Raw genomic sequence first — 13,245 nt, 5'->3', positions numbered from 1 at the left:
TCACCTCAAAAATTTCAATACACCTATAATATAATTCAAAATTTTAATATAAGCAAGAGGTGCAATATTTTCAAAAATTAACCGGTATAAGCAAGCAAAATTTTCCCGTTCGGGAATATTGCATTTTGAACATGAAAACAGCACAACTGAGTCCATTCAGCATTCTTGTGTTTTGCCATATCAGTTAGGCTGATATAAACCTCGCGCCACCCTTACGATTTGCCCTGCATCGACAAGTTGTTTTAGAATTTGACATCCACACTAACAAACATATAGGATGTTAGTACACTCGTCAATATTTTCCATTTCAACATCATCATCTCCCTGCAGACAATCATAAAACCGCCACATTTGAAATTTAGAGTACTAGAACATTCGTTCACTATCAAATATGATTCAGAAAACAATCATTGTCAACACCCACAGGTTCGCCACAAAACGGCTTTTAATCTATATTACAAAACATGCAAAACTGCAGAATAAAGAACATAATCATTTTTGCCGTAAAAACAGTCGCAATAGTTGCGTGTCTCTTTTTTATAGCAGAACACTATTTTTTTGAAATCACACCATTTTCTGTATCGCCAACATTCATATTAGCCATCTTAGGGCTCATCGCAATAAACTGGAAAACAAAACAATTCCAAAAAAAAGACTATTTCAAACCATCACACATACCCCTCATAGTCCTTCTACTCTTCTTTGCAATCCATTTTAGGGCTGGCATCTATTGGGCGTTAAACACATTCCCGCTTAGAGACGCAAATGTAGTGATGCTTACCCTACAAGAGCCATTCGATGACTTCGCCTATTCAATGATTAAGCAGTACTTGTCAACAACAATACCCCAAGCACTTATAATAACTGCAGTCCTAACCATTTTCCTATACGCCCTTTTTAGCAATACTAAAAAAAGACTAATTTTCATCGGTGCTTATTTTGCCGCTACCATTGCGCTTTTTATCAGCGATATTCCCGTATCTGATTACATACACATCCTAAAAAACGAACCCGAGAAAAGCGCATCATATTCAAAATTTTTTGTTGAAAACTACGTCAATCCTGATTCAGTCAAAATTACGCCCCCAGAACAAAAGCGAAACTTAATTCTAATTTATCTAGAATCCATGGAAACAACATTCTCCGACAAAGAACATGGGGGTAATCAGGATACGAACCTCATTCCAGAAATTACCCAACTAGCACAACAAAACATCAACTTTGGTAGAAATAAAAATTCCATTGGAGGCGGAATTGAATCGTATGGTTCAGGAGCGACCTTTGCAGCAATGCACACACGTTCTTTGGGAATCCCATACGTCATCAACTACCAAAAAACTCCCATACTGCACCATTACAAAAGCATTTATAAAATTCTAAACGAAAACGGGTATAGACAAATATTCTTCCAAGGAAATCCTGGATGTTACAAAGAATTTCGAAATTTCGTGACAGATCACAAGATGGACGAAATCTACGGCCCTGATGATTTGATAGAACGAATGAACTTAGATGTTGAAGATTATATGGTAAAACAAGGCTGGAAAAATGTTCAAGATAAAGAATCCTTTAAATTTGCAACACAAATTCTTGACACTCTATCTGAGCCATTCTCACTAACATTCTTTACCATCGACACCCATTCCCCCCATGGACTATACGACCCTGATTGCATAAAAGCCAACGACGAAAACAACAAAGACGAACTTCTCAAAGCATCAGCTCGCTGCGTATCCAGGGAACTGAACAAATTCCTAGACTCATTAAAGTCAAAACCCTTCTACCAAAACACATCCATTGTAATCTTCGGAGATCACCTATTTATGGGAACACGTTTAGTAAAAGACTTCCCCAACCGCAAATGGATTGACATATTTATAAATTCATCAAAAAAGCCAACATCAGAAGAAAACAGAGCATTCTCGGACATCGACATGTTCCCGACGATTCTAAGTTCAATGAATTTTGACATTGAGAGAAATCGGCTAGGATTCGGAACAGACCTTTTTAGCGACAAGAAAACACTCGTAGAAAGCATTGGATTAAACAATCTCAACGTAAAACTGGGGAAAATGTCAAGTCACTTGGTACACGAAAGCTATTTACTTAGAAAAGAAGCTAAATAATCTTGTTATTGGCGAAAACGTAAAAACATTTGTCGTAAAAAATTTCTTTGTTCAGTATTAAGACCAATTGACCAAATAGAAAAAAATACAGAAGCAAGAGAAAAAAATATCATTACAATGAATCGCAAAATTTCATTCATATTTATAGAGTTTAACAAAAGAAGCATAAGCAACGGTATTGGAATAGCTACGAGAAACACCTTTATACAAGGAATATAAACAGCGAATATATCATTCCACCTATAACCAACTATTTTTACAACCAGCACCGATTTAACACATACAGCCAAGAAAAACTCTGCAATAAAAATACTCCAAGCAAGAGCTAATGGCGAAAAACCTAACTTAAAAAGCAAATATACAACAGAAAACATCAAGAAATTTACTATGGATGTAAAAATTGCATTCTCACGAATAGTCCCCTTTGCATAAAGGGCGGCATAAAAAGAATGACTGAATACCTGGATTAAACTGGTCACTATCGCAATACGCAAAAAAGCCGCTGAATAATCGGGAACAAATCCTAACCATATTTTTAGAATCATTTCTGTTTCGAGAAAGACTGGAACACATAAAAAGAGCATAAGATAAAAAGATATTTTCGTAGAACTAAGTAAAAGTTGCTTACTTCCTTCAAAATCTTCTGCAGCGAATTTTTTTACAATCTGCGGATTACTTGCATTTCTAAAATTGTGAACAACTTGATTAGCAGAGTCATTCACTTGATTAGCAATAGCTCTTGCAGCAACTATACTTGGATTAAAAAATACATTGGTCATTACTGTTGATCCATGTAAAACAACAGCCGATGCCGTATTAGTCAGAAGATTCCAGCCAGTATATTTTAATACATTCTTTATAATTATCTCATCCACAATAAATCGACTTCTTGATTCAGGAAGATTTTTCAAGCAATACAACCTATAAGAAAAAGTTATTCCCAACTGCACAATACATAATAAAACAGCATACATTTTTAACTTGTCAAAATCCCCTATTTGAAGCAAATAAACAACAAACAATTTTAAAAAAGCCTCTATAACACTAACATATGCAAAAACGGCCATTTTTTCATGAGAAATAATACACGCCGTATAAGGAATTTGAGTAATTGACAAAAAAACAGAAGCAACAATAAAATGGTATGCAAAAGCAGCGGCATCGATTCTTTCCGGTAAAATCTCAGCATTATGGCAAACAAACCACAATCCAACAGTTTCCGCAGCAATAGCAACTAATAAAGCCAAAGCCAAATGAATTAGAAAAATAGATGAAAAAGTTTTCTTCAGTTCATCTAAATTTCCTTTTCCAAGAGCAAAAGTCAAATAACGAGAAGAGCCGGCAGAAAGAGCATTATTCGCAAATGAAATCAGACCAACAACACCAACAACCGTCTGAAATATTCCGAAATCATTAATTCCCAAAACTTGCAAAACAACACGACTTGCATACAACGACACAAACATCGTCAACAGCATTCTAAAATACAGAAACAACGTGTTTTTTGCAATAACTAAACGATTGTCCATACAAAACCTTCAACAGACATCTACAACATAACATCTTTTTTCAAAGCATCCTGCGATGCTTTTATTTGAAATTTCACCCAAGATATGGGGAAAAAAGTTTGTAACACCATAAATAACTTTATTTTCAAACTAACTTTACTTTTAATCAAAACAGAAGGTAATTTCAACAGCATGTATTTACGGCATCTGTCAAACAAATTCCTATTTTTTTTCAAGGAATCTGTAGCAACAATAAGAAATTGGATATAACCATAATTTTTCCATATATGCCAATTCACAGCATTCAAAACAACAGGCGTTTTTAAAATTAGTTCTCGAGAAATGGCATTAATACTTTTTTGCGCATATATACCCATATCTAAATTATACTTTGTAACAGCGCTATTCTCATTATTGAGGCGATAATTATATATTTTGCGATGGCCAACACCAATATTTTTTGCGTATTGAGCCGCAGTCACAATAAAATGCATTCCCTCTCCAGAACGTTGCATTTTAAATCGGATATCATGATCGCATAAAAATTTCCTTCTATAAATTTTATTCCAACAACCAATCGCAATTCCCGGATAGAGAAACAAAGCCACTGTTTTCTCTCTATCCCATACTTCATAAAAATCTTTAGTATTTTGCGTTCTATCTCGTGTTGTAAAGTTTTTATCCGAGAACGCAAGATCTGCATTGGCAAAATTCATCACAGAAAGTAAATACTCTATATAATCCGGTTCTACCCAATCATCTCCATCTATAAAAGAAATGTACTCCCCGGAACAGATATCCAAGCCAAAATTTCTAGCACTACTTACGCCTCCATTTTCCTTATGAACAACCTTAATCCGATTATCCTGTTTCGCATAACAATCACAAATAGAGCCACTGTTATCTTGTGACCCATCATCAATCAGAATAATTTCTAAATTTTTATATGTTTGCTGAATAAGTGATAAAATCAGCTTATCCAAAAAACGTTCTACATTATAAATGGGAACAATAATACTAACACAACCTTTTTCTACCACATTACAGTTCAAATCGCACCTCTTTAAAAAATTACGAGTTTTTCAGAATCGACTTCTTTACAAAATTGCGTATATCAGCTCTCTCTTTTTCAATAATATTTTTCACATGTTTCGGAAGATTCTCCAAATACTTATTTTTTAGATTTTCTATATCAGAAATCAATCGATCCTGTAAAGCGAACCGATTGAGCATATCATAAATTCTGCTATTTTGAGATAACATAACATACCGTCGGCTAAATACAAAAAATTTTTTTTCAAAGTTAATGGAAAATAAACACGTATGAAAAGAATCCGTTAAAATATATTCAGCGTTGTCTATTAGAGACGCATATCCCAAAGGTCCCTCCTCTTTTAAATTTATTCTATCAACCGTGTTTAACACTTTATGCCAATAGCCAACAGCAACCACATCTAAATCTAGATGTTCGGAAAGCCACTTCACAGATTCAACAGCAACCTGTTCTGGTTCATTTAAAAAATGAAAAAGAATATACTTTTTCTGAATCGGTTTCGTATTTTTAGCAATGTCACGCCATTCATCGGCATCATATAAAAAAGTTGGATCTGCAACACGACAAACATTTGCTTTTGAATACTTTTTTACAATTTCAACACCCGTTTCTTCTCGAACAGAAATAAAATCAAACCCATTCAAAGCTGTTCGCAAATTTTTCTGATTAATCCAAGGAATCTTTGATATTCCAAAGCTAACCGCTACAGCAATCCTTTTTTTTCTTGGAGCAAATTGGAGAAAATAAAACGGTTTGACAATATGGCAAACATTCCATATTTGATCACTTCCCACGACAAAGTTATCATACTGATTCAGCCACTCTTTCTTTTTCAAATCAGTAGACAAAACACATTTTGGTTGCAAAAATAAGTCCACAAAAACATCCATTTTAGATTCAGATCCCTTAGTCAAATTTCTTTTATTCAAACCAAGTTTGCTGAAAAAAAGAAAGCGTAAAAACGAAGGATTAAAGATAATATTTATTAAGGTTCTTATTTTTCTTTTTATTACATCAAGATGAAATAAATTCTCATCATCTTTCAAATATAATACATCACATTCATTGTTTAATGAGTTCAAAAAAAACTTAAGAGAGTAGCACTGGAGGATAGAGCCATAATTTTCTCTATACAATGTTACCAAGCCTATTTTATGTTTTTCATTCATAACATTACTCATTTACCAAACAGACTCATATACCGTTTCCAAAAAGCAACAATTCTTTCTGTCCCAAAAAAACGAGTTAAAATTCGCATAAGGATTTCTTTAGGTCCATGCCATGATGCGGCATAATGATGTATAGTGCGAGTATTTTCTGTCAGTCGAATTTTTCCACTTTCGTATGATTTGGGGCAAAAAAATTCTGGCGGATATATATATACATTTTCATATTTTACAATATCCAAAGAAAGTCTAATTCCCTTTTTCATAAGAATCTCTGAAAAATACTGAACCACAGTCTTTAAATTACAACGACCATCCTCATAAAAATTCAGACAACCATACAAGTCAATCATTTCTTTACACAAACCTAATCTAGGAACACATGCAAATCCCAAACCAACATTACAGTATAAAGCACCATCCGATTCTCCAGCCTCCATCCCCAAAAAGGAACCTTTTTCTATAATATCATCTAATGGTTTAATAACTTCAACATCGGTATCAAAATATACCCCTCCATATTCATACATAATTTTGAACCGAGCAAAATCACTTACAAACGCATATTTTTTATTTTTATAAGCCTGTTCTACATACGGAATTTGAGCAACATCAAAATTTTGTTCATTCCACTCTTTTATCTCATAATCTGGTAAATATTTTTTCCAAGAAGCAATACATTTTAAAGCTAATGGAGGAAGGGGCTTGTGTCCAAACCAACAATAATGAATAACCTTAGGAATCATTTTCTATCCCCCATATAACTAGGGCTTATTTTTCTATAGCAAACATATAGCCACGGACAAAATGCAATTATTTTGAATATCAAAAACCAAATAAATCCTATATCCTTTGTATATTCTAAATTTTTAGAATCTTTTTTATAATCGTCTAATATTTTCTTCGCCAAATTATCATCTTTTAAAAGTTTTTTTACCCCCCACCAGCAATAAATTTCACGCATCAACAATGGCGCAATAAACAATTCTGATATGTCTTTTTCATTTTTTTTTTCAAAATAATCGAAACCGCTTCGAAAAGCGTCTATCATTTCTAAATGTTTCTTTCTAAAAGATTGTCCCATAATACTATCAGGGTTTAATCGATAAAAATAGAGAACAGAAGAAGTGAAGACAATTTTTTGTGAGACATCAAATATTTTATACGTCGTAAAAGCATCTTCATACAATTTCCCTTCTGGAAATCTTATATTTGAAAATAAATTTCTTTTGTATAATTTATTCCAAGCAGAGACAAAAGGATTTGTAAAAATAGACGTGTAATTTTCAAAACATCTTTTTTTCGATATTGTTGCAAACTGGCAAGAAGAATCTTCAATAACAGCGGTATTATTTTTTTCAAACGATCGAAACGAAGCTATTGATACGTCGGCATTGTTTTCTATTATTCCCCTATACAATATTTCAATGTAATTTGAAGCAATATAGTCATCGCTATCAATAAATGTTATATATTCTCCACTTGAATTTTCAATACCAACATTTCTCGCCTTCGCAAGTCCCCCATTTTTTTGATGAATCACTTTGATGCGACTATCTTTTTTTGCATATTCATCACAAATCACAGGGCAATTATCCAGAGACCCATCATCAATAAGAACAATTTCCAAATGACAATATGTTTGAGAAACAATGCTGTCAACGCATTCTCTTATATATTGTTCGACATTGTATACGGGAACAACAACAGAAATAAGAGGATTATGCATATTACACCTTTTTAAAAATCATTGCGACAATACAACCAAAATAAAAGAGACAACAAAGAGTAGCATTTTTTCTTCATCAGATACAATACAATTCGTTCGGATGCAGAAAAATATAACGTATTTACGCTATTGATAATGTAATAAAAGACTTTATATGATAAAATTTCTTTCAAACGATTTTTTCGTATAATAAAAGAAAGTTTGTTGTTTTTATGAAATACATCCTCTTTCATTATCCCAAACAAATAATGAATAAAAAGGCAATTTGCTGCGTCTATAAATCTTTGGCTTTTATGCGTTGCCATTAGCCATTTTTGCATTTGATTTATTACAAAACCAAAATATTTATCGCTATTCGGACGATAACTATTTTGAGCCGAGTCGTCATGCTGTTCATAATAATAGAAATAATCTTTTGTATAACCAATACGACAGAAATAATCTAACGCCAATGTATTAAAAAGGCAATCCTCGCTTATAGTCGTTTCTGTAGCAAAACGAAGATTGTTTTTTTGCAAGATTTCTCGTTTATAGAACTTACCGCATGCGCTACCAGCAAAACGCGTATTCACCTTATAATCCAACTTTGGCGCTTGTGGCGAAAGAACCTTAATTTGAAGAGATTCTTTTTGCTCAGGACTGAGTAAATCAACATTCTCTGCATATAAGAAGGACTCTACAGACTTATTCTCCTTACGATACAGGGCAGAAAAACAGAACAAGTCATAATTGTACTTTGAATTCAAATTTGCAAAAACTTCACAGACATTCGTATCAATCCAGTCATCGGCATCTACAAACATTACATAATCGCCAGAAGAGACTTCAATTCCTCGATTACGAGCCGTAGACACCCCTTTTTCATAGTGGTCTATAACTTTTATACGAGAATCTTTAGCAGCAAAATTCTTGCAAACATCTAAGCTATTATCAGTAGATCCATTATTAACAAGCAAAATCTCTATTTTGCCAAAAGTCTGCGTAGTCAAACTACCAACGCACTTTTCAAGGGTTTGCGCAGCATTGTAAACAGGAACTACAATAGAAACCAATGGATTAGACATACTAAATTAGAATTTCCACTTTGAGTCAAAGCCCAAAATTCTCTCACATTGCACATTCTTTATCATGTTCATCTGCAAGAGCCTTTTTTCGGTAAATCGTTCATCGCAAGGGACTGTCAGCGATGTTTCGCGGATTTCTTCTACGCATTTCTTGATTTCAGGAGTCAAGATCGCGCGAGCTGGAGCTACGTAGTCGCTACCAATTACAGGCCCCCGTTTTGAAAGGTATTCGTCAAAATTGCACTCCGAGCCATCAGCTCGTTTGCCAAAATCAAAACCCTCTTCAGACAACGGCACAAAGGCCATATTAAAATCAAAGCATGGATTAATTGCAGTTCGCTCGAATGTTTCGTTTTTCACTAAGAATCCAAAATTTCCGAAATGCCGGTCAGAATTGAGCGTAATACAATCCGCCACAACCATACGCCTAAACGCATCTTCGTAATTCATCTCACGGTAAATTTCAAGCAATCGTGGAAGCGTCAAACGTTCCTTATAAAACAACGCTATCGGACGATAACCAAATTCCTGGCATGTGAAAAGTTTGCAATCCGAAACAACCCTACCATCAAATCTTCTAAAAATATATTTCACAGAATCGCAAATTTTTTCAAAGACCTGGCTCGCGAGCACTTCACCATAAGGCTCTAGCCCAGCATTCCTTGCTCCAGAACTTCCTGTTTTAATAAGATGAATTCCGTCCTGTTCATTCAGCCAACATTTATCATAAGCACCATCCGTTGTAAGTTCCGGAGAAGTGGTCGTCATCTGCATTCCAAACAAACCATTTCCATCGAACGAGAGTTTCGAGATAACCTCATCAAATTTATTCTCGTACAAGTTTACATCTTTCCACGTAACATTCTCTCGTTCGCTCTTGACCCAAAGCGTGTCGGTCAGCGAAAGACAATGTGTCAGCGCAATAAAACCACTCTTCGTTTTTCCGCCACACAGTTCCAAGATTCGGTTCACATGGGCACGATGTTTCGCAGCACTTCTTTCAGCCACCCACGAATCGATATTTTCGCACCAAAAAGGCAACAGCGAATACGTCTTTACAATCTTGCAAAGCTCAAGTTCCCCCTCTCCTTCTATCACGAAGTCGCAAAGGGGCGTTTCCCTGTTTATCAAGGTGTAGATTACATTTGACATTACAATAATACCTATACTTCAATTATATAATATATATTTTCCACATGCCAATAAAAAGAGCTCTCATTTTTTCAGTTGCTATTAATCTATTCTTTCTCGCACTTTGCCTTATCTTCGGTGACCTTAAATTTGGGGCCATCGATGATTACTTTATGGCAGCCCGGCTCACCGGAGCCCTTGGCACAGAATATAATCCGCACTTGATTTTCGTAAACGCCATTTACGGATACGCACTGTTGCCTTTGTACCACCTGTTCCCCAAAATCGGATGGTACTACATCGGTGAGATGTTTTCAGTATTCCTCTCATTTACAGTCATCAGTTACGTACTGTTGCAACGTTGTGGAGAACGATGGGGAACGATTCTCGCGACGCTGTTTACGGCATTATTCGCAAGTGATTTTTATCTTGTAGTGCAATTTACGCAATGCGCCTCTATTTTGAGCGCGGCAGGAATGCTCTTGTTTGCATATGGAGTTATTTCGGAGAAAAAAATAATGGATTGCCACGCCCCTGACGGGGCTCGCAATGATGTTTGGAAAAAACTTCAAACTGCAGCCCCGTTTATTTTGGGCATAATACTAATGCTATGGGGTTCCGTAATGCGTTGGCAGGCGTTTCTTATGGGCATGCCATTCTTCTGCATTTGCCTACTTTTTATGTTCAAGCAATGTTGGGCAAACAAGCAAAAAACAATCACCGGATTAGTAATTTTATTTGTATCTGCATTTGCCTTACACACATTCGATCAAAGCATATACAAAGCGCCCGAATACGAAGCCTTCAACAAATTTCAAGGGCCACGAGTCGCATTAGCCGACAACAAAAGTTACAACCAAAATGCCGTTTACGAAGATGCCGAGGAATTCGGACTGAGTGGCAACGATTTTCACATGCTCACAGACTGGAACTTTTACGATACGCAAGTATTTTCCGTTGACAGCATCAAACGCTATACAGACATAATCACACCTTACAAAGATAAAATTGAATCTTGGAGAATCCCCCGCAGTTTATTAAACTCACTATCGAACTCTTTGCGATCCCCCATGTTTTGGGCATGGTTTACATTCTGCATCATCGCATACTGCACCAACCGGAAAAAACTTTTTTATCTATGGTGCTCTTTTGGTGCAATTCTTTCGTTAATGGCGTATCTCATGTATATCGGGCGCTTGGTTTACCGCGTCGAAAGTGGATTTTGGCTTTATGCAGCGGTACTTGCCATTCCCCTAATGGGGCAGTTCAAGTTTACGTTGCCCCCTAAAATAATTTATGCAGTATTGGCGATTATCGCATTATTCAACATATACACATATGCGACTTCAGGAGAAATTGTTCGCAATCCATCAACAGGCGAACTAAAAACCCTCGCCATCGAAGACACAACCGATTACAACAAAGTCTTTGAATACATTGACTCGCAACCCGACAAAATATTTCTACTGAGCATGAACGCATTTATGCGATTCAGCCACCACCGCAACCCACCCTACCTAGCCTCGCCTACAGGTTCCTATCGCAATACAATTTCTTTTGGTTATTGGACTCCATACCTGCCAGAAATCACAGCAACTCTAAAAGATTACGGAATAACCAATCCCATCAAAGATGTTGTACACGACAACGTCATTGTTCTAAACGAACCTCATTTGGTTGACTTCTTACAACGCCACTATTACGACAGCGTAGCCATAGACTCAATCAATGCCATTGGAGAAATGACATTTTACAAATACCGCCTAGTACACACAGAACAAAAACAATCAAAGGAGGCCGAATAATGCAACGTCTCCTATACCCGCTAATAGCAAGCGCACTCATTACAATTGTTCCCTTTTTGCTCACCTTCGAAAAAGGCCAAGACATTGTTCGCGGACTATTCGGCTTTGAATATTTCGCGCTGCTGTTATTCATTATTTACATAAAGAATAAATTAGCAAATGAGACTACGTCATTGCGAGCGTTTTATAAAAACGCGAAGCAATCCATTCTGATATTATCACTCGCAATCAACGTTTTCGCATTGTTTGCGGTGGCTTGGATAGATTTGCAAAATCTGCTTGCTATCAAGAATTGGAGCACAGGTTGGTACGGATTTATTCCTTTTGCAACCTGCGGACTTTCTATTGCCATGGTCTGGAAAATAAAACCCTATAAATCCAACACAATCTGCTTTATTTTATTTATAGCTTTATTTATTCATTTAGCAGCAAGCAACCAATTTCCTTCTCAGCCAATTGCTGAAATACCAACAATTGACTATATCGAACGGATTGCACCAAAACCTGTTTCTCGTTTAAACATCAGTGAAAATTTCAAAAACAAATACATTGTCACCGACTCCGTCACAATTACAAGAAATTTCGTCGACACCACTCGCAACAACGTCGTTATCCTTGTCGAAAGTTGGGGTACCCCTCTTGATGTAAATCGTTTCGATTCTCAATTGGATATTTTCGGAAAAACCATCACAAAAGCCGGTGTACATAATCGCATGTACAGCCGCACCCGTACCGCCGAGCGCGAAGACCTAATGCAGTCATTTTCTCGCGATTCCACGGGTCGCAAAGACACAACATTTTTGCCCCAAATATTTGCCAACATCGGCTACAGAACCACATTCCTGTCCGGCCAAGACAGTTTAATGCATAGGCGATACAAATACATAGCAAACATAGGCTTTGGCGATGTGTTTTACGGGAACAACCAAAGCGACAACGTCATAGCAAACAAAATAGACCGTATCCTAGTAGACACAACACAAAAGCACTTTATTGCATGGACCACAAGCGATACAAGATTCCCATTGCCAGGATTTTCAAGCATATACAATAGCGATGCAAACGCAATAGATTCCGCCTACACAAAGCTATTAACGCAAACATTAAAGGCTATCGCTAATTTAGCAAGCAAACACCCCGAAACAAGATTCATCGTTCAAGGTGACCACAACCCCATTCTCTCGCCCTTAAAATTCCAAGAACGATTCTACAAACGCTGGGTTCCATTTGTGATATTGAATTGAGGCCGCAAAAAAATTTCGGATTACTTTTCTTTTATACCAAGAACATCTCCAACAGGTATTCCGTATGCATTAGCAATAATATCAGGAGGGACTTTTTGAGCAAGCAAAGCTTTTATAGCATCATCCCTTTTCTTTTTGCTATCAGCACGTTCTTTCTCTACTCCTTTCTCATAGCTTTCATCAATAGCGTCACTATATGCGTAGAGAAAATCTTTCATATTTGCCTGCCTGATAAGGAGTTCGTTTGTTTTTCAACAATATACTTATTTTTCGCTGTAATTAAAATGCCCCATTTTGAATGGTGAATTTCTCTTTTTAGCCACAACCTACGTGAAGTTGCAGCAGGCATACTTCTCTGAAGCAAGCAAGGCCGGTGGCTGGCAGTTGATCGGTTACATGGCTCCGGGCGTGAACAGCA

The 13,245-nt window shown here is 36.3% G+C and carries 11 protein-coding genes; 3 read left to right on the top strand and 8 right to left on the bottom strand.

The genetic code is table 11. The features are described 5' to 3' along the window. Nucleotides 1-464 precede the first annotated feature (464 nt). Nucleotides 465-2,126 carry a sulfatase-like hydrolase/transferase gene (locus BUQ91_RS00055; RefSeq protein WP_074207688.1) on the top strand — a complete coding sequence of 554 codons (1,662 nt, stop codon included), beginning with the start codon at nucleotides 465-467 and terminating at the stop codon, nucleotides 2,124-2,126. Nucleotides 2,127-2,131: 5 nt separating this feature from the next. Here the strand turns inward: BUQ91_RS00055 and BUQ91_RS00050 are convergent, their stop codons facing one another. From BUQ91_RS00050 to BUQ91_RS00020, 7 genes are read right to left on the bottom strand one after another with little or no spacing between them, the layout of a single operon-like run. Beyond that, nucleotides 2,132-3,655, bottom strand: coding sequence for a lipopolysaccharide biosynthesis protein (locus tag BUQ91_RS00050; RefSeq protein ID WP_074207687.1), 1,524 nt, complete (start codon nucleotides 3,653-3,655; stop codon nucleotides 2,132-2,134). Between the two features lie 20 nt (nucleotides 3,656-3,675). Next, nucleotides 3,676-4,686: a glycosyltransferase family 2 protein gene (locus tag BUQ91_RS00045; protein WP_083601095.1), complete on the bottom strand. Its 1,011-nt coding sequence runs from the start codon at nucleotides 4,684-4,686 to the stop codon at nucleotides 3,676-3,678. Between the two features lie 19 nt (nucleotides 4,687-4,705). Next, nucleotides 4,706-5,857, bottom strand: coding sequence for a polysaccharide pyruvyl transferase family protein (locus BUQ91_RS00040; RefSeq protein ID WP_175566576.1), 1,152 nt, complete (start codon nucleotides 5,855-5,857; stop codon nucleotides 4,706-4,708). A gap of 8 nt (nucleotides 5,858-5,865) precedes the next feature. After that, the gene (locus BUQ91_RS00035; RefSeq protein WP_074207684.1) at nucleotides 5,866-6,600 is read right to left on the bottom strand and encodes a glycosyltransferase family 32 protein; all 735 of its coding nucleotides are present in this window, start codon (nucleotides 6,598-6,600) and stop codon (nucleotides 5,866-5,868) included. Next, on the bottom strand, nucleotides 6,597-7,583 hold the full coding sequence (locus BUQ91_RS00030; RefSeq protein ID WP_074207683.1) for a glycosyltransferase family 2 protein: 987 nt from the start codon (nucleotides 7,581-7,583) through the stop codon (nucleotides 6,597-6,599). Before BUQ91_RS00030 ends, BUQ91_RS00035 begins: the two co-directional genes overlap by 4 nt. Nucleotides 7,584-7,594: 11 nt before the next feature. After that, the gene (locus BUQ91_RS00025) at nucleotides 7,595-8,647 is read right to left on the bottom strand and encodes a glycosyltransferase family 2 protein (RefSeq protein WP_074207682.1); all 1,053 of its coding nucleotides are present in this window, start codon (nucleotides 8,645-8,647) and stop codon (nucleotides 7,595-7,597) included. Nucleotides 8,648-8,653: 6 nt separating this feature from the next. Then, nucleotides 8,654-9,799 (bottom strand): HipA domain-containing protein, encoded by a 1,146-nt coding sequence (locus tag BUQ91_RS00020; protein WP_074207681.1) that lies wholly within the window; start codon nucleotides 9,797-9,799, stop codon nucleotides 8,654-8,656. Between the two features lie 44 nt (nucleotides 9,800-9,843). On the opposite strand from BUQ91_RS00020, the gene BUQ91_RS00015 reads away from it, so the two are divergent. Together BUQ91_RS00015 and BUQ91_RS00010 are read left to right on the top strand one after the other, a co-directional pair. After that, nucleotides 9,844-11,583 (top strand): hypothetical protein, encoded by a 1,740-nt coding sequence (locus tag BUQ91_RS00015; protein WP_074207680.1) that lies wholly within the window; start codon nucleotides 9,844-9,846, stop codon nucleotides 11,581-11,583. Continuing rightward, on the top strand, nucleotides 11,583-12,827 hold the full coding sequence (locus BUQ91_RS00010) for an alkaline phosphatase family protein (RefSeq protein ID WP_074207679.1): 1,245 nt from the start codon (nucleotides 11,583-11,585) through the stop codon (nucleotides 12,825-12,827). The genes BUQ91_RS00015 and BUQ91_RS00010 overlap by 1 nt, the downstream gene beginning before the upstream one ends. A 20-nt stretch (nucleotides 12,828-12,847) precedes the next feature. On the opposite strand, the gene BUQ91_RS00005 is transcribed toward BUQ91_RS00010, so the two are convergent. After that, nucleotides 12,848-13,045, bottom strand: coding sequence for a hypothetical protein (locus BUQ91_RS00005; RefSeq protein ID WP_074207678.1), 198 nt, complete (start codon nucleotides 13,043-13,045; stop codon nucleotides 12,848-12,850). Between the last annotated feature and the right edge of the window lie 200 nt (nucleotides 13,046-13,245).

This window comes from Fibrobacter sp. UWB11 (genome assembly GCF_900143015.1).
Classification (GTDB): Bacteria; Fibrobacterota; Fibrobacteria; order Fibrobacterales; family Fibrobacteraceae; genus Fibrobacter.
Note: the sequence above shows the minus strand (reverse complement) of the source record. Positions and strands in the feature narration are given on the sequence as shown.

Excerpts from the sequence above, each read along its gene's own strand:
- BUQ91_RS00035 (WP_074207684.1), bottom strand. The coding sequence starts at position 6,600 with ATGATTCCTAAGGTTATTCATTATTGTTGGTTTGGACACAAGCCCCTT.
- BUQ91_RS00040 (WP_175566576.1), bottom strand. The coding sequence starts at position 5,857 with ATGAATGAAAAACATAAAATAGGCTTGGTAACATTGTATAGAGAAAAT.
- BUQ91_RS00010 (WP_074207679.1), top strand. The coding sequence starts at position 11,583 with ATGCAACGTCTCCTATACCCGCTAATAGCAAGCGCACTCATTACAATT.
- BUQ91_RS00025 (WP_074207682.1), bottom strand. The coding sequence starts at position 8,647 with ATGTCTAATCCATTGGTTTCTATTGTAGTTCCTGTTTACAATGCTGCG.
- BUQ91_RS00050 (WP_074207687.1), bottom strand. The coding sequence starts at position 3,655 with ATGGACAATCGTTTAGTTATTGCAAAAAACACGTTGTTTCTGTATTTT.
- BUQ91_RS00020 (WP_074207681.1), bottom strand. The coding sequence starts at position 9,799 with ATGTCAAATGTAATCTACACCTTGATAAACAGGGAAACGCCCCTTTGC.
- BUQ91_RS00055 (WP_074207688.1), top strand. The coding sequence starts at position 465 with ATGCAAAACTGCAGAATAAAGAACATAATCATTTTTGCCGTAAAAACA.
- BUQ91_RS00015 (WP_074207680.1), top strand. The coding sequence starts at position 9,844 with ATGCCAATAAAAAGAGCTCTCATTTTTTCAGTTGCTATTAATCTATTC.
- BUQ91_RS00030 (WP_074207683.1), bottom strand. The coding sequence starts at position 7,583 with ATGCATAATCCTCTTATTTCTGTTGTTGTTCCCGTATACAATGTCGAA.
- BUQ91_RS00005 (WP_074207678.1), bottom strand. The coding sequence starts at position 13,045 with ATGAAAGATTTTCTCTACGCATATAGTGACGCTATTGATGAAAGCTAT.